The organism is Paenibacillus sp. J31R30 (genome assembly GCF_059692115.1).
The window spans coordinates 18,580-39,765 of sequence record NZ_JCAUAV010000024.1 but is presented as its reverse complement, the minus strand read 5'-3'; the positions used below and the strand labels follow the sequence as shown (position 1 = coordinate 39,765).

At 46.9% G+C, this 21,186-nt stretch carries 13 protein-coding genes; all 13 read left to right on the top strand.

All coding sequences use genetic code 11. The features are described from left to right. Positions 1–80: 80 nt before the first annotated feature. The 13 genes from AC58QO_RS33070 (at position 81) to AC58QO_RS33010 (ending at position 21,093) form a co-directional block, all read left to right on the top strand. On the top strand, positions 81–1,106 hold the full coding sequence (locus AC58QO_RS33070) for a GDSL-type esterase/lipase family protein (RefSeq protein WP_497273064.1): 1,026 nt from the start codon (positions 81–83) through the stop codon (positions 1,104–1,106). A 90-nt stretch (positions 1,107–1,196) separates the two neighbouring features. Further along, entirely contained in the window at positions 1,197–2,987 is a 1,791-nt protein-coding gene (locus AC58QO_RS33065) for a cache domain-containing sensor histidine kinase (protein WP_497273062.1), read from the top strand. Then, positions 2,962–4,458: a response regulator gene (locus tag AC58QO_RS33060; RefSeq protein ID WP_497273060.1), complete on the top strand. Its 1,497-nt coding sequence runs from the start codon at positions 2,962–2,964 to the stop codon at positions 4,456–4,458. The genes AC58QO_RS33065 and AC58QO_RS33060 overlap by 26 nt, the downstream gene beginning before the upstream one ends. A gap of 594 nt (positions 4,459–5,052) precedes the next feature. Beyond that, entirely contained in the window at positions 5,053–6,012 is a 960-nt protein-coding gene (locus AC58QO_RS33055) for an ABC transporter permease (RefSeq protein ID WP_497273058.1), read from the top strand. Then, the gene (locus AC58QO_RS33050; RefSeq protein WP_497273056.1) at positions 6,006–6,863 is read left to right on the top strand and encodes a carbohydrate ABC transporter permease; all 858 of its coding nucleotides are present in this window, start codon (positions 6,006–6,008) and stop codon (positions 6,861–6,863) included. The genes AC58QO_RS33055 and AC58QO_RS33050 overlap by 7 nt, the downstream gene beginning before the upstream one ends. A gap of 61 nt (positions 6,864–6,924) precedes the next feature. Then, entirely contained in the window at positions 6,925–8,472 is a 1,548-nt protein-coding gene (locus tag AC58QO_RS33045) for a type 2 periplasmic-binding domain-containing protein (RefSeq protein WP_497273054.1), read from the top strand. 99 nt (positions 8,473–8,571) lie between these two features. Then, positions 8,572–10,620, top strand: a complete 2,049-nt coding sequence (locus tag AC58QO_RS33040) for an alpha-L-rhamnosidase-related protein (RefSeq protein WP_497273052.1) — start codon at positions 8,572–8,574, stop codon at positions 10,618–10,620. Between the two features lie 831 nt (positions 10,621–11,451). Then, positions 11,452–14,421, top strand: a complete 2,970-nt coding sequence (locus AC58QO_RS33035) for an alpha-galactosidase (protein ID WP_497273050.1) — start codon at positions 11,452–11,454, stop codon at positions 14,419–14,421. A 15-nt stretch (positions 14,422–14,436) separates the two neighbouring features. Continuing rightward, the gene (locus AC58QO_RS33030; RefSeq protein WP_497273048.1) at positions 14,437–14,583 is read left to right on the top strand and encodes a hypothetical protein; all 147 of its coding nucleotides are present in this window, start codon (positions 14,437–14,439) and stop codon (positions 14,581–14,583) included. A 153-nt stretch (positions 14,584–14,736) separates the two neighbouring features. Beyond that, entirely contained in the window at positions 14,737–14,982 is a 246-nt protein-coding gene (locus AC58QO_RS33025; protein WP_497273047.1) for a hypothetical protein, read from the top strand. Between the two features lie 264 nt (positions 14,983–15,246). Then, a complete protein-coding gene (locus AC58QO_RS33020; RefSeq protein ID WP_497273045.1) occupies positions 15,247–17,391 on the top strand; it encodes a hypothetical protein in 2,145 nt (714 codons plus the stop codon). A gap of 207 nt (positions 17,392–17,598) precedes the next feature. Continuing rightward, on the top strand, positions 17,599–20,388 hold the full coding sequence (locus AC58QO_RS33015) for a GH36 C-terminal domain-containing protein (protein ID WP_497273043.1): 2,790 nt from the start codon (positions 17,599–17,601) through the stop codon (positions 20,386–20,388). 69 nt (positions 20,389–20,457) lie between these two features. Continuing rightward, positions 20,458–21,093, top strand: coding sequence for a thioredoxin domain-containing protein (locus AC58QO_RS33010; protein WP_497273041.1), 636 nt, complete (start codon positions 20,458–20,460; stop codon positions 21,091–21,093). Positions 21,094–21,186: the final 93 nt, after the last annotated feature.

Here is a 21,186-nt window from a genome sequence, read left to right as displayed (position 1 = left end):
TCTAGGAGCGGGTTGCAAGCGAGGGGCGGTTCTATACCGCCTCTTCGGAATTTGTAAAAAGGAAGAGAGATGAGTTAATCATGATTCTGCAGCAAGTCATGCTTCACAATATTGAAGAGGTTGTTCCCGTTCCAGGAAGTTCCGCCGTTATGCTGGAGCGGATTCCCCGCAGTGTTGCACTGCAGCTTCGAGAGACAACACAGAGTGAATACAAGAGGGCGGGATGCAGCGAGATTCGCTTCGTCAGTGAGGGTAGCAGTCCCGTTGATGTCACCTTGTCGAGTCCAGACGGTCCGTGCAAAGCGTACCTGTATTTCGGGGACTTTCCATTCGGATTCGTAACACTGACTTCGGAACCGACCGTAGTCCGGATGGAGCCTAAGTTTCCCTATTTGCTGACCCATCAGGCGATTCAACCTGGCGCACTTCGCTACCCTCGACATGTATGGAGAATCCTCCTCCACGATACCCGGATTTGCATCCACGGCATCGAAGGAAAAGATGTTCGTCCACCGTCCCTGGAGGAGCTGCCACAACTTAGGTACTTAGCCTATGGTACTTCGATTACCTACGGGGGGCATGCTTTTGTGCCCGATGTAACTTATGTCATGCAAACCGCAACAAACCTGGGAATGGATTTGTTGAATCTAGGAGCAGCGGGATCAGCTCATTGCGAACCCGCGCTGGCCGATTATATCGCTGACCGGAAGGATTGGGACATCGCCTCCCTCTGTATTTCCGTCAATATGCTGAACCAGGGAGTATCCGCAGCGGAATTTAGAGAGAAGGCGGCCTATATGGCAGATGCCATTGCAGGACGAAACCCGGGCAAGCCGGTTATTTGCATCGGGCTGTTTCACAGCTTTAATGACTTTGGCTTGGCGTGGCCAGAGCGAAACCCGGTGTCCACGCCGCAGGAGTATCGAGAGACATTACGCCAAGTTGTAAATGAATCGGGTTTGTCCAATCTATATTACGTTGACGGTACAGAGCTTTTGACCCAATGGAACGGACTGTCCCACGATCTCTTGCATCCAAACCATCAAGGTATGATCGAGATCGGAAGTCGATTAGCGGAGCAAATGCGAGGTATTCTGGGCAAATAAGCAGAGGGACGGCTTAGCTAGCCGCAATCGAGGATTTCTCATTGCGAAAGCGCCTTCTTTTTTCTATATTGGTGTAAGGGGGGATGAACTATGAAGAAAGCTTGGAACGCCATACTCCGCTGGGCGCCTGCCCGGCTTAGAAACAGGCTGCTGCTGTCGTTCGCGCTTCTGATCTTGCTTCCTTACACCATTCTTCAGATCTGGAACTATTCCGAAATCGAGAATCTGATTAAGAGTAAGATCGGTGTCCAGAACCAAGCACAGGTGGACAACCTGGCCCAAGAGTTCGAAACGATGCGTACTACACTCGTTTTGTCAGCCTTGCAAATGGAGAATAACGAAAGGGTTTGGAGGTTGCTAAGCAATCCTTTGCCGGATAGTAAGCAGAACGAGGAGGATGCCGGCAGCATTTTTAATACGATTTTAGCCTTGTTTCCCAAGGCCGGAGCTTATATCAATCTCACTTTCATCGACAACAATGGGAATCTGTATACGTCCTTTGCAGCACGCTCCGTTCGGAAGGCGGCGGATGTGGAGAGTGAGGAGGGCTTTCGCAAGCTGACCCTCCAGCCTAATCAAACCGTCTGGGAGATTCACCCCTATGCCGATTTAGGTAAAGTTAATAGCGATTCCTCTGGCAAGGTGGCAAGCATCTATATGGTCATCCACGATGGGAAGAACCAGCCCGCAGGAAAGCTCCGTTTTAGTATAGAGTTCGAAAATTGGCTCCGTACGAGTATTCGGACTTTCCCTATTTTGCAGGACTACTACATACTGGATTCTGCTGGCCAATCGGTTTTTCAGACCTCGGGCAAGGATCTGGGGGTCCATGATCCAGCGCAGTTGAGCCGGAAGGAAGGCTATATCAACCAATCAGGCACTTCCATATTGAATGCTGCAAATATCCGGTCGATGGATTGGATCATTGTGAGTAAGTTTCCCTTAAATATTTTCTTTGGGGATCTGTCTGCTTTGAAGAAGCGATTTCTGGTGTCGTTCCTGCTCATTACGGCCATCTTTATCGTGATTACGTTTTTCATTCTATCCACCATCACACGTCCTCTAAACCAGCTTGAGCAGAAAATGAAGGATACGGTCCGGCGCAACTTGAATGTTCAGATTCCCGAGGAGCAGCACCGTGGGGAGCTGTTGTCGCTGGCCCAAAGCTTTAACCAGATGATTCAAGAAATGGGGGACATGGTGCGGAAGCTAAAGGTGGAAGAGCGGCAACGGGAAGCGTTGCGCTTCCAAATGCTTTTGGCGCAGATGAATCCTCATTTCCTTCTCAATACGCTCAATACAATGAAATGGACTGCACACGAGGGAAATGCTCAAGCCGTAGAGGAAATGTGCGTCTCATTGTGCCTGCTTTTGGAATCTAGCCTCCGTTCAGATGTGGAAATGATTTATCTGAAGGACGAACTCGAGTTGTTGGAGGCCTATCTCTATATCCAAAATGTACGGTTTGAGGGGAAATTCCAGGTGAACTACAGTGTCGATGGTGAGCTGGAGTACGCATTGGTCCCGAAGCTCTCCCTACAGCCCTTAGCGGAGAACGCCATTCAGCATGGCCTTGCGCCGAGATCCGGAGTCGGTAACTTGAAAGTTCTCGTCCGCTCGGAGGAGAAACGCCTGATTATGATCATCGAGGATAACGGGGTGGGTCTAGAGCAGGCTCGCAAGTCGGCTTCGGCTCGCAAACGCAAAGGAATCGGTTTAAGCAATCTGAAAGAGCGGCTCCAGCTTCTGTTCCGGGAGCAAGGAGGTCTGGAGATCACACCGGTCGAAGGGGGGACCAGGGTCGCTATGACCCTGCCTCTGCTTCTTTCTAATCCGTTGATGCAGGGAGGTAAAAATGATGTGGAAGATTCTACTGGTTGAGGATGAGACTTTCGCTCGAAAAATACTGCGTCAGACGATCGATTGGGAGGCAAATGGGTTCACGATTGATGGCGAAGCCAGCAATGGGGAAGAAGCACTGCACCTTATGAAGGACCTCCGGCCGGATCTCGTAATTAGCGACATTGCCATGCCCGTGATGGATGGAATTGAGCTCCTCTCCCATGTCCGACAGGAGGGTCTGGACACGGAATTCATCATGCTGACCTGCTTCAGCGAATTCGAATACGCCCGACATTCTTTGGAACTCGGGGCGCTGCAATATATTCTCAAAGGCTCGATGAAAGCATCTACCCTGGAGGAATCCTTGCAAAAAGCAGCAAGGGTGCTCTCCCGGAAGGCCGATCAGCAGAGGAACCAAGAACAGCTCCAATTGCACGAACATCGTCACTTATACGGGCGGATATGGGAACTGTTTCATAGCTACTTCGAATCCGAATGTGATCGGGAGCGGGCTTTGGAAGAAGTCCGTTTGTTGGACTTCACCCCGTCAGCTTTGGGATCTCTCGAGCTTTACATGACCTGGCAGGAAGGGGGGAATACGGATTCGTCCTGGCTGCAAACTTACTTGCACGAACAGACGGAAGGTGCGGAGATCCATTCCTTCATCCGGTCAGGAATTCTGACGGTATTCGTATGGGGAGGAAGGCCTAGCACCGGGAAGAAGGAATCTTGGCCACGAAACCGCCCTGTGGTCCTTCGAAAGAGCCATCAGCCAGGATTTTCGGTGATGGAAACCTGGGGGGAGCTGCTCCTGAAGTGGGACAACCAGTGGTACAGCGACAGTTCATCTTCCAAGCGTCCTCAGGTGCCGTCTGGCCGTCTTCTTTCAGCCATGGGGTTGGAATGGAGCCATGAAAGGGAATTTATCCGGAGCTTTGAGATGTCTAAGATCGATGGGGCCATTGGCATGATCCGGGACATTTGGGAGCGGATGGCTGAGAGAAGGTTACCCGCCGCCGTTGTCCTCGAAACAGCTAAACGTCTCGATATCATTATGTCTCGCATAACGGCCCGTTCTGCCGGAAGTCAGGGAGTCGTACCTCCCTCACATAGCCATATGGCTTTGCTGGAGAACATGATACTCCGAATCCGAATGCACCATGACCAATGGCAGCAGGACCTGACCAAACTGACGGATCATTCTGAGATTAACCGAATTCTGAAGTACATCCGAGACCATTATACGGAGGATATTACCCTGAAGAGTTTGGCCCAATTCGTGAACATGGATGAACATTACGTTAGCGCCCTTTTTAAAAAGAAGATCGGCGAAACGTTGATCCATTACATTCAGCGAACTCGCATCGAGCAATCCAAATTTTATTTGAAGGAGACGGACCTTCCCGTAGGAGAAATCTGTTCGCGGGTGGGCTTCGCCAACGAGAACTATTTCTTCAAAATGTTCAAACGATGGACCGGAAGTACGCCGAATGATTTCCGGAGTCAATAATAGGAGCGGTCCACAAAGCCGGTCTGGGTGTCGAGTAGACATTCTGGACCGGCTTTGTTTGCTTTGTGGGGGAGAATAGCGCTTGTCCATTTCTGCATGGCCTCAATCCACCTGCTAAGACAGATCTTCTAGGACGGTGTTAGTCCGATTTTCCGGACTAAGACGAGGTTTACTTGTTTAAAAAGACCAATAGTCCGATTCTGCCGAATTAACTACCCATTTTTCATATGTGAGGGTTGTTTATGGTGATTTAGTTCGGCTATATAGGACTATTTGAGATTTATGAATGTGGACAGTGTGTGTAGTTCTGCGATTTCGGACTAATAGGCGGAGAGTGAGTGATCCGACCCGAGCTAATGGAAAAAGCGGATAACCAGACGAAATCGACTAACTCGCAACCATAAGTGGCTTAAGGGCTGGACGCGAAGTCATGTCTAGTCATTCTCAAGGTTGCTTCCAATCGACACACATCTAGAGCCCTCATTATGAAAACGCATAATTTTGTGGAGTCTAACCACAATTTTGTTCATTCTTGGTGTTCCGTGGAGCGTGTAAGATAAGTTCATAGTCAATCAAGAGAAAGAGGTGATCGGAATGATCCCCAAACAATCGGAGTTCTCCACCACAGCCGGGACCGCTCCGAAGTCCTCCATGCTGTGGCGCTCCATACTGAAGGCGAGATCCTTCTACATGATGATGCTTCCCGGACTTGCTTGGTACATCATTTTCAAGTACCTGCCTATGTATGGCTTGGTGATATCCTTCAAAGACTACGACATCGTTGGCGGAATCATGAACAGTCCCTGGGCTGATCCTTGGTACAAGCATTTCCAATATTTTTTTGATTCGCCATACTTCACCCAACTTATCGCGAACACGTTCCTGATCAGCATTTACAAGATGGCATTTGGTTTGGTGCCGCCGGTGATCCTGGCCATCCTGCTGCACGAATGCCGGATTCCCTGGTTCACGCGGTTTATACAGACCTTGAGTTATATGCCGCATTTCCTTTCTTGGGTCATCATTTACGGCATATCGCTCGCTCTCTTCTCGGAGACGACAGGATTAATTAATCGGCTAATCGTGGATTACGGGGGCAAGGCTATTCCCTTCTTGAGCTCTAATGAGTGGTTCCGCAGCGTCCTTGTCACAACGGATATCTGGCAGAATCTGGGGTGGGGAGCCATCATCTATCTTGCCGCCATAGCGGGTATCGACCCAACGCTGTATGAAGCGGCAAAGGTGGACGGAGCTGGTCGGTTACGAATGATCTGGCACATCACCCTGCCGGGCATCCGAACCGTGTTCATCCTGCTACTCATCATGAGATTGGGCTACATTTTCGACGCTGGGTTCGAGCAGATCTACATTATGTACAACGTGCAGGTCTACGAAGTAGCGGACATCATTGATACTTGGGTATTCCGGACAGGGTTGGAACAGATGAACTACAGTGTGGCGTCGGCAGTCGGATTATTCAAATCGGTTATCGGTTTCACGCTTGTCATCTTAGCCAACCAGCTTGCTAAGAAAGGAGGCGGCAGCATATGGTAAGAAGCTGGAAAGACAGGACGTTCGACACAATCATTCTAATTCCACTTCTGTTAGTGGGCTTGGCCGCCTTATTCCCGATCCTTTACGTGGTATCCGTGTCGCTCACCCCCTATGAAGAAGTGATCAAACACGGGTACATGATCATCCCGCGATCCATTACCTTTGAGGCATACAAGACGCTGCTGAAGGAATCCATGCTGCACCGAGCCTTCTTGAACACCATCTTCATTTCGGTAGTCGGTACGGCAGTTAACTTGATCCTAACCACGCTCCTAGCGTATCCACTTAGCCGCAAAAACGTACCAGGGCGATCCATCATCCTGCTGGGGATCATTTTTACTATGGTCTTCAACGGGGGGATCATTCCCACCTATCTGGTAGTCAAGAGTTTAGGATTGCTGAATTCCCTCTGGGCAATGATTATCCCAAATGCGATCTGGACCTTTAATATCCTTATCATGAAGAGTTTTTTCGAAAGTTTACCGGAAGAACTGTTTGAATCCGCAAGAATAGATGGGGCAATGGAATGGCGGGTGCTGTTGCAAATTGTTGTGCCACTATCACTTCCATCCATGATGACCGTTGGTCTGTTCTATCTGGTGGGCCACTGGAATGAGATCTTTCAAGCCATTATGTATGTGACGAAAAAAAATCTGCAGCCGCTCCAAGTCATTGTACGGGAAATGCTGCTCAGCTCACAGAATGTCAGCTCCCAATCAGAGGTCACCATCCCGACCGTCAGTTTGCAGATGGCCGTTGTGATGACTGCCAGTCTGCCCATCATCGCGATTTACCCGTTCATCCAAAAATATTTTACCAAAGGCATGCTCTTGGGCTCTATCAAAGGTTAAATATCCGGTTCAAAGCCCGGTATTTATAGTACAATTCGATTGAAAGGGGATTCATATGAACATGAAAAAGAGAACAGCCATCAGCTTGTCCGCAGTCCTAACCGCAGGAGCCCTCCTCGCAGGATGTGGCAATGACAGTAACAAAGCTGCTGAATCTTCTGCAGCACCAACACAAGGGGCAGCGGCATCAGCAGCGCCAACCAAAGCTCCCGCGAAGGTGAAATTAGAAGTTATGAAGGTAGGCTGGGGGAACAAAATGCCAGACCCAGCAGCGGACTATGTCAAGACGGAACTGGATAAGAAGCTGAATATCGATCTCATTCTGAACTTGCCGGCGAATAGCGATGACTTGAAAAATAATCTCAACACTAGGATCGCTGCCGCCGACTATCCGGACATCATGGAGTTGAATGATCGAAATCATCTGCAGCAGTATGCGGATAAGGGACTTCTCCTGGATCTAACACCTTACATGGATAAACTCGGCGATGTGAAGAAGTTCCTTGGCGATGATTCATTCAAGAAGGGTACCATTAACGGCAAAGTATACGGCTTCTCCAAAGCTCCGAACCTCGCTGCAGATGTATTCTATATCCGCAAGGACTGGTTAGACAAACTGAGCCTGAAGATGCCATCTACGATGGATGAGCTATATGACACGGCGAAAGCCTTCGTCGAGAAGGATCCGGACGGTAACGGTAAGAAGGACACCATTGGAATCACAGGCAACGGTGTTCCCGCGTTAGCTCCTATCTTTGGTGCATTTGGCATACCGGGTCCGAAGAATTTCTACGCGAAGGACGGTCAATTAGTCAACTCCTTATATGCCCCTGGTATGAAAGATGCCATTCAAGCGGTACAGAAGTTCGCAAACGGCGGTGTAATGGACCCAGAATTCTACACGAATAAGGCGCAGACCGCTCAGGAGAAAGCTTTTAAAGGCATGGCTGGCATCATTTATACTGCATGGTCGGGCATCATGAAAGAAGAGTTCCAGAAGCAGATCAAAGCCGCTAATCCGAATGCGGAATGGGTGCAGATTCCGACTGTGAAAGGTCCTGGAGGCGCTTTCGACGGAATCGAAGATATTGGTGCTACTTCTGGACTTGTAGCCATCCCTAAAACGATGGAAAAGGATAAGGATAAATTACAACGAATCTTCGACCTCTTGAACTATGTATCTACGACAGATGGCGGTCGGTTGGTTCAGTACGGTCTGAACGGCAAACATTATAATGTAACCGGCGACAAAGTCGTGCCGACGGACTTAATGGCAACAGAAGCAGCCTATGTTTGGGTATATCAATTTACAGGACGCCCGGAGCAGCAATATCTGTCCACTAAGTTTGCTAAGCAGGCACAAGACATCGCGGGCAATGCGGCGGCTCCTCGCATCAAAGTGTTGAACGGTTTCATCGATTTGCCGGCAGGCTACAATAAGGCGGATGCCGAGCGTTTCATCGATGAGGAATTTGTGAAGTTCCTGTACGGCAAGACGCCAATCAGCGAATATGACAGCTTCTTGAAGAAACTGGAGGACACATTCAAATACAAGCTTCTAATGGATCAGGCATCAAAGCAATTGAAGGAACTGGGCTACGTGAAGTAGTTTAAAAGAGGTGACCGCAACCCCTGGGAAATTACCCAGGGGTTGTCCGTGGATGGTTGAAGAATAAGTCAAATTTTGTAAGCGATGGGAGGGCTATGAATGGAAAGTATTTCAAAACAACAGGCTGCAACCTGGATTTGGTATCCCGGAGAATTCGAAATTCGTCTACATGAGAAGATATCGGTTAGACGTAGGTCGCGAGGAGTCATGTACCCGACTTTCTGGAGGATGGATCGGCACTACTCAAATGTCAAGTTTCGATATATCTATGACTTACCACATGAGGAAACGATTACGATCGAAGCTGAGGGAGTGTTCTCACTCTATTTGGACGGAATGGATAACTTCCGTTGGAATCAAAAAGTCTTTACGTTGCCTTCTGGGCGGCATGAGATCACAGTCAGCATATATAACGACTCTGAAATGCCCGCCTTGTTTATTGAAGGTGCGAATATACGGACCGGTTCGAATTGGGAAGTAACATCATACCAAAACGATTGGGTTCATGCGGCTTCTTGGAAGTTTCTTTCTATTGAGAATAGACCCTCGTGTTTTAGTCTGAATGTTTCACCGCAGGAGCCAAGGAAGGAGGAATTGCGAAACGGATTTCCATTTATTGATTTCGGCCGTGAAACATTTGGATATTTGCGCTTTCATCATTTAATCGGTTCAGGAACTATGCGAATATATTATGGCGAAACGGAAATGGAGGCGCTTTCCACTTCGGATTGTTATAGCTTTGATCAAATCGATGTCGAGGAAGCTACGAATAACTTAGAGAATAACATTTATACATTAAGCGAATCGAAAGCGTTCCGATATGTCTGGATTCATTATGATCCAAGTGTGAGCTGGGATCGTGTGTCGATGTTTTACGAATACGTCCCTGTTGAGTACCGTAGTTCATTCGAATGCTCGAACTCTAAGTTGAATGAGATTTATGAAATGGGGCTCTACACACTGCATCTAAATACAAGAGAGTTTTTTCTTGACGGCATAAAACGAGATCGTTGGGTATGGTCGGGAGACGCCTACCAATCGTTCTTAATGAACTATTACAGTTTCTTTGACATGGACGTGACACGTCGGACGCTTGTTGCACTACGAGGTAAAGATCCTCTCACCATGCATATAAATACGATTCTCGATTATTCATTATATTGGTTCATATCACTTTACGATTATTATCTCTATACGGGAGATTTGGCGTTCATTCATCAGTATTATGATCGAGCTGTCAGCTTAATTGAATTTTGTCTAAAGCAGAGAAATGAGGAAGGGCTACTTGAAGGTCGACCGCAAGATTGGGTGTTCGTCGATTGGGCGGATTTCGATAATAGCGGTGCTGTCAGTACAGTCCAGATCCTACTGGTACGCAGTCTAGAAGCTATGAGCTTGTTTGCTAGTCTTCTAGGCGATCATTTCAAGGCGGATACTTACGGAAAGCTAGGGGCAGAAATAAAAAGATTAACTCTTCAACTGTTCTGGGATGATTCAAAAGGCGGTTTGCTTCATCATCGAATATCCGGTGTTACACAGGCTACAATGACGAAACATGCCAGTATGTTCGCCTTGCTCTATGGATATCTTTCGCCTGAACAACGCAACAGTGTCATCAGTCAAGTCATTCTAAATCCCGATATTCCCCAAATTCGCACTCCTTATATGCGTTTTCACGAAATGGCTGCGTTATGTGAAAGTGGTCAGCATGAGCTTGTCTGCCGTGAGGTGCTCTCTTACTGGGGAGATATGATTGATCTTGGGGCTACAACTTTCTGGGAGGAATACGATCCTTCACTATCCGTTGATGCTCATTACAGCATGTATGGGATGCCTTTTGGTAAAAGTCTCTGCCATGCTTGGGGGGCTGGCCCCATTTATATATTCGGAAAATACTTTCTCGGGGTTCAACCACTAACTCCAGGCTATGAGACCTTCATTGTGGAGCCGAACCTTGGTGGACTTGAATGGATGAAGGGGAAGCTTCCGATTGGCAACGAAGAAGTAGAAGTATCCATGAACGCAACTCACATCAAGGTTAGGTCAACACGTGGAGGAGGGGTGCTGCGATACCAACATAACGGGAGTATCATAGAATTGTCTATCCCCAGTGATGGAAGTTGTCTTGAAGTCTGTAGAAACTCTTAAATTCGTCCAGAACAAATTACCTCACTTATCTTAGTAGGGCTTTTCACTTCTTTTCTCAGGCGGCTACATTCTTTTGTTTCAGATGAGTTTGTTAATAAGGTTTATGATGTAAAAATAAAGGGATTTATCTTCAGCTAAGTAGGAACGATTTAGTTGTTCTGCAAGATAAACAAAAAAGATATTGGAATCAAACCGTAATCTTTATTAGAAAAGAAAAACGGTGTTTTTTCGGAATACGTTTTTTTGTATACCTCCTAATAATTGAGAAATAACGGACAAAGACATTACATTCTAAAATGGCGATTTAGCTTTGATCAAGCTTTGAAGATGGCGGGCACAGCATGATGTTTCGCACACTCGATCAGCAACTATATTTGACGTTGCATGCACCTAATGATTTACCAAATGAGAGACATTTCCTATACGGTAGTTCTGAAATTAAGTAGGCGTTCACTCTATTAGGTGAACGCCTATTTAACCTTTTGTATGTCCAAACCATCCCAAACATGTTTGAATAAGTAGGGGGAATGAACTGAATAGCTCTCGGGATACAAGTCGCACGGGCAGAAACGTTCTACCCCCAGCTAGCGTTATTTAACGGCTTAAAACTTGAAGGTTTTTTAATGAAAGATTTTGACTGTTAGCTATTCCATTATGATGTTTGTTCTACAATTAAAACCAATTGACCACAATATTTTTTAATTGTATACTAAAATTAGAATTTTTGAAAGGGCTTACATTTCAGCGTGACACAATCTGAGAAAGGAGAAAATGAACATAAAAAAGAAGTTCACTCATTTCATGGAGGGATAATTTATGAGGTACAGGCGAATGAAAAGTGTGTTAATGGCGATCACTATGATGATGACTGTATTTCTTACCTTTCTGAGTTTACCAGTAGGTAAGGTATTTGCTGCACCGACACAAGTGAATGATAGCAGCGGCTCGATTACCTATTCGGGTTCATGGACCTACGATACAACAGGCTCAAGTGGATATGTCAGCAATGATCAGCATTATTCTAATACAACTACTAATTATGCGCAATTTACGTTTACAGGTACGTCGATTAAATGGATTGGCCCGATGAACGTGGATTGCGGTAAGTCCGATGTGTATATTGACGGCATTTACGATTCTACCGTGGATATGTATGCGCCAACGTGGCTGAAACAGCAAGTGTTGTATAGTAAAACAGGTCTAAGCAGTGGTTCACATACGATAAAAGTCGTGGTAACGAATACCAAGAATGCTTCAGCAAGCGGCTATTATTCCTCAATTGATGCCTTTGAATATGATAATGTCGTGAATGCCGTTACGAATGCTTCTTTCGAATCAGGCACAGGTGGGTCAGCAACAGGCTGGTCACAAGGAACCAATCACACAAGAGCCAGCGACAGAGCGCACGAAGGTTCCTACTCCCTTAAATCAACAGCCACAACAACCTCCGTAACAAGCAGAAGTGTCACCGTTCTAGCCAATACAACCTATAAACTTTCCGTATGGATTTATAAGAATAATAATAATGGCGTCGCTTATGTGGATATGAACGACATGGCAGGCGAAACGCAGATCGGAGTTTCCGCCGGTGGAGGTGGAGGCCAATGGATCTATAGCGAGGACACTTGGAACTCTGGTTCCAACACAACGATAACCATTCGCTCCGTCACGGACAATAGTCCGACCGATGCCATCTGGTTCGATGATATTCAACTTGTCCCATTGGTATCAGGACCAACATGGAACCTCAGCACTTCAGACACAGCAATCACATTAAGTGAAACGGATGCCGGTCCAATGATCGCAGTGCTCAAAAACCCGACCCAGAATTACAACTGGACATCGACTGCGAGCACGCTTCCTTTGATGAGTCGAGTAGATATTGGAGGGACCTCGTATACACCTAACTGGGTATATGCCAGTGCAGCGGTCGATACGACATCGGGTACAAAGGTCACACTAACCTATAATAGCACGACGCCTTCCCTGCAGCTCAAGTCCATTTGGTGGGCTAAGCCGGGGGTTGGACCTGTCACCCATACGATGACCGTGCTGAATAATACTGGAAGTGTGATTACCGTTTATCCGCAGGAATCGATGGATGTCAGAGTGAAGGGCAGCACGGATCCTGTGTTATGGCGGTTTAATAAAGATGCGGCGGCGCCGAATGCGACAGGTGTTCATCAGCATACGCTGACCAATGGCTCTGATTACTCCGCGTTAACAGATTCCAAAGCGAATAGTGCTGGAGATGATGATAATATCCCGCTCGTTTACTTGGACAATGGCGGTAATCACGGGTTGTACGTCGCCTGGGAATGGCCGCATGGCAGAATTAATGTGACGGCGTCTGGGACCTCTCCGGTAACAACGAGAATTAAAGCAGGGCTCCATAATGATTTTAAAACCGATATTCCCATCGGGAGTGTTTTTAATGTACCTACAGCTTATATTGGTACCTACGCCGGCTCGGTGGATGATGGCTCCAACAATTTTAAGAAGTGGCAATTTAATTATCTCATTCCAGCCGAAATGCGAAACAACACGGCTGAGCCGTTTGTGCAAGTCAATGCACCGAATGGAGCGGCGCATGCAGCGTACTATCCGTATGGCGCACAATATGAAGCTCCATTAACAACCTACTTGAATTCGTCCCCAACACCGACAAGCTACGGTATTCAATCGATCGTTCAGGACTACGGGTGGTGGGTAGCCAACCACGAAGGGGATTGGCGGGCTAATCCCACGAATTGGCCAAGTGGAAGCTTGGCGGGTTCGGGGTCGCTCATGCATACCAAGGGACTCAAGTTCACTTTATATTTCCTGCTCCACGACGCACTGAACAATGATCCTGGCGCTCTTACCTCCATGGGGCCTAATGCACAACCAAGCTGGTTCTCAAATCGAAACATCGACGGCTATGGAAACTCCGTCGATCTCGGCAATACATCGGCTGTAGCTTGGCTGCAGACGAAGCTTCTGTCCGTCATGAACGCGTTCCATGTAGATACGTTCCGTAACGATTTTGAGCCGATTGCGTATACCAGCAACCAGATCAATCGCCATAAATATGGGACAGATACAATGTACTGGAATGCCACGGGCTTTTATGAGCTGCTGGATTATCTGAATCTTAACAAAACCGATTTCCGATATGAAAATTGTAACGCCGGCGGCAACATGAAGGATTATGCAACGCTTAAACGATCCAGTGTTGTCTATTCAACGGACGTGTATGATCCTTTATCCAATCGGAAAGTGTTCTACGATTCTTCGTACGCCATTCCATCCTTGCAATTGCAGCAACCAGGAGACATCAATAGCACCTGGGGAACGGGTACAGATAAGGATTATGCTTTTCGAAGCTTCCTATTAGGCGTACCTCATAACTCTGAATCTACAGCAGGAGCTTCAGGCGCTTTTACCACAGATACGCTGGGCTTCATGAATGAGTATTACAACTTATATAACACGAATATTAAACCGCTCGTACGAAATGCGAATCTGTATCACATCCTGCCAAGACCGGACGGCACGAATTGGGATGGCGTTCAATATTTTGATCCAAACACAAGCAATACGATTAAGGGAGCAGTTTTTCTCTTCATGCCGACAAATGCGGGAGGAAACACCAAGAACATTAAATTCAAAGGATTGAATCCGACTACGACTTACACACTGGAGTTTTATGATAGAACGACTCAAAACACAACAGCAACCGGTGCAACCTTGATGACGACAGGCCTGAACGTTACGTTTACAGGTACGGCCAAAGCTTCCGACATTATTTGGATCAAATAAGGAGGAAAGTCACGCATGGGAATGCTGAAAGGTAGGAAAAGCGGAGCTGTTGGTTTCGGGTTTATGATCGCTATCCTGTTCACACTGGTGCTGTTTAGGCCTGCTTCTACCTACGCATCACCAACCGTTGTGAATGACAACAGTGGTTTGATTACCTACTAAGGGGCGTGGACGTACGATACGACTGGCGCATCAGGATATGTTAATAATGATCAGCATTACTCCAATACCGTCAGTAATTTTGCACAATTTACATTTACGGGAACTTCGATCACATGGAAAGGTCCGAAAAATGTAGATTGCGGCAAATCCGATGTGTACATTGACGGCGTCTACGATTCCACGGTTGATCTCTACGCATCTTCTTGGTTGAAGCAGCAGGTGCTTTTCCAGAAGAGCGGACTTTCTAGCGGCTCTCACACGATTAAAGTGGTAGCCACGAATACGAAGAACAGCGCATCCAGCGGGTTTTATTCTTCGATAGATGCGTTTGAGTATGACACGTTTACCAGTACACAGGTGAATGATAACAGTGGAACCATTACGTATTCCTCACTGTAAATACCTTCGATCTGATCGGGAACCTTGGCAATCCGCTCGCAGATCGCATGCTGCTGAAAATGGCGGCATTTGCGAAATCAGACGCGGCTGTAGTAACGACGCTGCCTGCGAATTATGACAGTGAATTAGACAGTTTGGGCATTGTGGATTAACGAAGCGAAACATATCAATTTAAACATCCGCGTTGTTAGGAAGTGAAGCGTAGCTTGGATAAGGCTGCGCTTTATTTCTGCGCGGTGGCTACACATATGGGAGGAAGAAGAGATGGATGTTGTTGGAGAAAGACAAGGGCGTGTACATGGCAGGGAAGATGCGCCTCGCATTCACAAGGAAGCAACAGAAGGTTCATTGGTTTTGACCAATGGTCGAATAGAGATTGTAATTGCAACTCACGGAACAATGAATCCTAGTGGAATGCGAGATTTACAAACTGGCCGTGTGTACGCGGACGGTGCTTATTCGTGGCGCTTTGCACATCAGCCTGTCCAGCTAGGGGAACCGCTGATAACGACAGAATCAGACGGAACGTGTCAGGTAGTACTGTTCGGCAAAGCAGGGTCTATTGAGATCATGCAGACATGGCGGTTGCCATTTCATGAGCCGGATGTGCTTATAGAGACGGTTACACTACGTAATGTTACTGACGAAACGGTGCATACAGGTGATTTCGCCTGCGGATTTACGAAGCGAATTCAGGATGGCAGTGGTTCGTTTGTAGATTTGGGGCAAGAACGGTTTTGTAATGTGCCTTACCGTAGGCATCCTGAGACAGGCGAGCTATGCGACTATACTGCGTGGGACATCGCGACACAGCCCAACTGGTTCTCGGCCCAGCGGAGCCCGGATTACAATCTGCAATACACATCTACATGGGGAGCAGAAGGGTGGGCTTGGTATCGGGACGGCCATGCACTGCTCATCAGCAAATACAATCCTGATGCTATGGAATGGTCGTTGATTGAGCCGTTAGATAGGGATGACCAAACAGGTGTGGCCAATACCTTGCGTTTCGGCGGCGCGGGAAGGTGGAAACTGGGAGATCCAGAAGGAGCGGCACAGCTAGCGCCAGGTGAAGCTTATTCCTTCGGGGAAACCCGGTATCACCTGATGAATGGCGATTGGAAGGACGCGTACTCTGCGTTCCGTAGGTTTACAGAGAGCCAAAGCCATCTCACGCCTAAAGGATATCTTCCGCCTGTACATTGGAATGAGCTTTATGATAATTTGCTCTGGTGGACAGAGGATTCACCCGAGAATCGGCAGCGCTATTTTCAGAAGCGGGATATGGAAATCGAGGCAGAGAAGGCGAAAGAGCTCGGCTGTGAATGTTTGTATCTGGATCCGGGTTGGGATACCGCGTTCAGCTCTAACATTTGGGCTGAGGATCGATTGGGCTCACAAAGCAGTTTTGCAGCGTGGCTTCAAGACACGTACGGGATGAAGTTGGCGCTGCACATCCCTTTAGCCCCTTGGGGCGATGCGGATGCGTACCCTTGGGAAGCAAGAAGGATGAAGAAGGATGGGGAGCGGGTCACCCATACGCACAATGATTTATTCATTGATGTTCAGTGCAGCGGAAGCAAGCTATATATGGAGACGAAAATAACGCGATTGAAAGAGCTTTGCCGGAATGGCGCCTATCTTTTGTTGTTTGACGGCTCCTGGTTTTGCGGGGACTGCTGGGATCCTTCGCACGGTCATTCGCTGCCAATGACACACCAAGAGCATTTGGATACTATTTTACATATCACGCAGCGTGTACATGAGGACTATCCCGAAGTGATCATTGAGCAGCATGATCCAATGACTGGACCTGGGACACCTCGCTATGTTCCGACGTATTTCATGCATGCGAAGCCAGGCGGTCTAGACGAATTATGGGGTTATGAGTACATGATTGATCCCATGGACGATATCCTTACCCAGCGTGCAGCTGCGCTCTATTATTTTAATCTAGCTTACAGCATTCCGATGTATTTGCATATTGATTTGCGGAAAGACAATGAGCATGCGCTTATGTTCTGGTGGTATGCGAGTACGTGCCGTCACTTGGGTGTTGGAGGGAAGTCTAAGGATGACAAGGTATGGGAAGCTCAGAAGAAGGCGATGCAAACTTATTTGTCCTTAAAGCCATTTTATGCACAGGGACAGTTCTATGGTTTGGAAGAGACGGTTCATGTTCACACCCATTCAGGTGCAAGCGTCATCAATATCTTTAATTTGGAAAATAAGCTAGTGCAGCGACAATTTCAATTCAGGCTTGCCGAGATTGGATTACCAAATGGACTGGTGAAATTGGAGGGTTCTGGGGCTGCTTTTCATCATTCGCAAGGGAAAGTGTATGTGAATCTAGTGATTCCACCTATGGGGCATGGCATTGTGAAGATTCAAGTAGAAGAAAGTCTGTAGCATCATTTTCATTGGAAAGGGGGTGGTTACTAGGTTGGTAGAGAGGAGGGGATTAATCGGAAGCTCCATTTCTGGCGTATGTGTAGGATTAGACTCTAGCTTCTTATGGGAATGGTGCTGGAACAGTAACAACTTGAATTCAGTCCGTGGGAAGATGAGTTGAGATGAAATGTTCTCCATACATCCAAAAGGGAAGGTGAATGGCTAGTGAACATACGATTAAGCCAGAGGAATGTCACATTGCTCGCAATATTCATAACTTTTATTTTTATCGTCCTAACATTCGGGATGACAAAGGCTTCAGCAGCCCCTACGAAAGTAAATGATAACAGTGGGGCAATCACCTATACAGGTGCTTGGACGTACGATAATGCTACGGTATCTGTCGGTTATTACAATAGTGACCAGCATTATTCCAACACGAATGGCAATGAAGCGCAATTTACGTTTACCGGGACATCCATCGCATGGATCGGTCCTAAGAATGTGGACTGCGGTATTTCGCAGGTATACATCGACGGTAGCTTGGTTGCATCAGTAGATATGTATGCAAGCTCCTGGCTTAAGCAACAGGTGCTATACAGCAATACGTCGCTTACCAATACCAGTCATACTATTAAGGTGGTCGTGACCAATACCAAAAATGTGTCATCTTCCGGCTACTATTCCTCGATTGATGCATTTGAATATGACTCCGTCGCACCGCCGACATCGCTCACAACAATCAATAACACTAATGCAGGCATTACGTATTCTGGGGCATGGACCTCAGCGGCAGCAGCTGGTTATGTCAGCAATGATCAGCATTATTCCAACACGAACGGCAATTATGCGCAATTTTCGTTTACAGGTACAACGATCCAATGGATAGGTCCGAAGAATGTGGATTGCGGCATCTCTGACGTCTACATTGACGGGGTAAAAGTCGCCTCGGTTGATATGTACGCCAGCACACTCCGCATGCAGCAGGTGCTGTACAGTAACACGTCGCTGACAAATGCCAGCCACACAATTAGAATCGTAGTGACCAATACAAGGAATCCCGCCAACACGTTGAATTATTACTCAGCTATCGATGCCTTCATCTACGGTTCCCCAACAGCTGCTCCGACCTGGAATTTAAATACATCGGATACGAATCTCACCTTAACGCTAGCAGGTAATCAACCTGCGATTACGCTTCTCAAAAATCCAACCCAAAACTGGAACTGGACGCCATCTACGACAGTGGTTCCCCTTATGAATCGGGTGACAGTAGGATCAACTGCCTACACGGTGAACTGGGTTTATCAGGATGCGACTGTAAATACGACAGACGGAACGAAGGTTACCCTCCGATTTACAAGCACTTCGCCAGCTTTGGAACTTAAGTCAATCTGGTGGGCACGTTCAGGCGTAGGACCTGTTGAAAATCAAGTGACTGTTCAAAACAATACAGGCAGCAATGTGACCTATAACCATGCAGATGTGTTAGCTAGTGATTTTGCAGTTACAGCGGATAACACCGTTACATTAAACCGTTACGATCGCGCAAGTGTAAATCCAAGTGCTTCAGGGGTGTACCAGGATGTGTTTGGAGCAAGCACGCATGTGCCTTCCACTGTGGCGAATGATTTCAACACAGGTCCATATGTGTTGCCTTTTGAAATGCTGGATCGAGGCGGCGTACATGGCCTTTATATCGGTTATACCATGGATTTTGGGCAAATTATTAACACGACAGCGGGTAATGCACTCCAGATCCGCAATCAGTTTTATCTGGGAGATTCAGGTTCATTTAGCGAGCCAACAGGTAAAATTCTAAACGTACCAGGGATGTTCTATGGGACATATAAGGGGGACACGGACACAGGCAGTAATGCGATGAAAAAATGGTTCTGGAATTACAAAATGACACCGACGCTAAAGGCTAACGCGAATGAGCCCTTAGTGGAATTCGATGTGAATTTTTATAGTGAAGCTTCCATCAATGCCTTCCTTACGACGGATCCCATCGATGCTTGGGGCGTTGAGCTGGCGAAAGAGGATGCCTGGTGGACGAGTGATGTCTATACGGATCCACACTTTGGATGGGCGTGGACGCCAAACACAACGAATTGGCCCAATGGATTTAATTTGGGTACCACGATTCATAATAAAGGTATGCAGTTCTCTCTCTATATGGGCAATCGCTTCCAACATAACGATTTGGCTACGCAAGCGGGCAGAGATGCACAGAAAGCAGCCTTGTTATGGCGATATGACAACTATCATTACGACTACTGGCGCAGTGATATGGAATGGGAGAACACAAACAATTATTTAAGTCACGAAGGCTTCTTAGAAGTGCTAGATTATATGATTGCGAACCGTCCTAATTTCCGTTGGGAAAATTGCAGCGCGGGCGGGTCGAAGAAATCCTTTGATCTTCTTCAGCGGCAAACGGTCATGACAACGGAAGATTCCGGCAACTCACCAGGTTCCGTGGAGAAGTACAGGAGGGCTTTCTATGCCAATTCCTTTATGATTAACCCGATTCAAATGAAAGCAGATAATCTGGACTATACGATCAATACGCCAACTTTCGCAAATTACGAATTCCGCACAGGCTTCCTATCAGCGTGGATGTATGGCAACCCAGCGAATGCATCAACGGTTCAGCCTGCTGTCTATCAGACGAATATTGCCCTCTATAAATCAAAGCAAAGACCAATCCTAAGAGGGGCTGACGTGTATCACATCCTGCCGATTGCAGACGGTATTAACTGGGATGGCATGCAGTTCTTTAATACGTCGTTGAACAAAGGTTCTGTGCTGCTGTTCCACCCGAGTGCGAGCGCACCTACCTCCAAAGTCATTAAATTCAAAGGCCTCAACCCAGCAGCAACTTACACATTGACATTCCAAGACAGAACTTCACAAAACACAAGCATGACAGGCGCTGACTTGATGAACACAGGCATCAACGTAACAGGCATGACAGGCGATTACGCTTCTGAAATTATTTGGATTAATTAATTTGAAGTGTTGGAGCCTCCTCATCTACGGCAAATTGGTGGATGAGGGGGCTACAGAGGGAGAGAGCCTATGCGAAGAATATTCCTTGTTGCTGGTTGTTTGGTTATTACAATGATCACCGTCATTACGGTTATGGCTTCAAATTCTCAAGCGCCAAAATTTTCATATGAAAACCAACCCTCATTAGGGAACAGCAGTGCGCCGGTCAAAATAATTGAGTTTGGCGATTTCAAGTGCACAGCCTGCAAATCTGTGAATGAAGGTTTATTACCGCTGCTGAAAAAAGATTATATCGACAAAGGCATCGTCCAATTCTTTTTCATGAATGATGTGATTATTGAGGGCTCGGTTCCAGCTGCTTTAGCTGGGGAATCGATTTATCATCAGGATGCTGCAGCTTTTTGGACATATATGGACCTCATCTATAAGCATCAGCAAGATGCCAACAACGATTGGGCAACGGCTGATTTCATTCTGAAACTCGTCCAATCGAATCAGATTTTGAAGGAGACAGAGGTGTTACAAGCTGATTTGCAGAAAGGTACCTATCTCAAGGAAGTGGAGCAGGATACCGTTTTTGCAGAACAATTTAAAGTCACGGAGGCACCTGCTTTTGTGATCAATGGCAAGAAGTTTATCGGAAATGATTACACCTCCTTTCAAAAGACGATTAAAGAAGCTTTGGATTCAGGCAGCAGAAAGTAAAGCGCAAGGGTAAGTGATCATTGAAGTTTTTTTACACATGGGGGTGAAGAGAGAGTCACTGAAGCCTGCGGAAACGTACAACTCTGTACGCGA

Bases quoted from the DNA above. Each gene is read 5' to 3' on its own strand.
- AC58QO_RS33070 (WP_497273064.1), top strand. From the start codon at position 81: ATGATTCTGCAGCAAGTCATGCTTCACAATATTGAAGAGGTTGTTCCC.
- AC58QO_RS33065 (WP_497273062.1), top strand. From the start codon at position 1,197: ATGAAGAAAGCTTGGAACGCCATACTCCGCTGGGCGCCTGCCCGGCTT.
- AC58QO_RS33060 (WP_497273060.1), top strand. From the start codon at position 2,962: ATGATGTGGAAGATTCTACTGGTTGAGGATGAGACTTTCGCTCGAAAA.
- AC58QO_RS33055 (WP_497273058.1), top strand. From the start codon at position 5,053: ATGATCCCCAAACAATCGGAGTTCTCCACCACAGCCGGGACCGCTCCG.
- AC58QO_RS33050 (WP_497273056.1), top strand. From the start codon at position 6,006: ATGGTAAGAAGCTGGAAAGACAGGACGTTCGACACAATCATTCTAATT.
- AC58QO_RS33045 (WP_497273054.1), top strand. From the start codon at position 6,925: ATGAAAAAGAGAACAGCCATCAGCTTGTCCGCAGTCCTAACCGCAGGA.
- AC58QO_RS33040 (WP_497273052.1), top strand. From the start codon at position 8,572: ATGGAAAGTATTTCAAAACAACAGGCTGCAACCTGGATTTGGTATCCC.
- AC58QO_RS33035 (WP_497273050.1), top strand. From the start codon at position 11,452: ATGAAAAGTGTGTTAATGGCGATCACTATGATGATGACTGTATTTCTT.
- AC58QO_RS33030 (WP_497273048.1), top strand. From the start codon at position 14,437: ATGGGAATGCTGAAAGGTAGGAAAAGCGGAGCTGTTGGTTTCGGGTTT.
- AC58QO_RS33020 (WP_497273045.1), top strand. From the start codon at position 15,247: ATGGATGTTGTTGGAGAAAGACAAGGGCGTGTACATGGCAGGGAAGAT.
- AC58QO_RS33010 (WP_497273041.1), top strand. From the start codon at position 20,458: ATGCGAAGAATATTCCTTGTTGCTGGTTGTTTGGTTATTACAATGATC.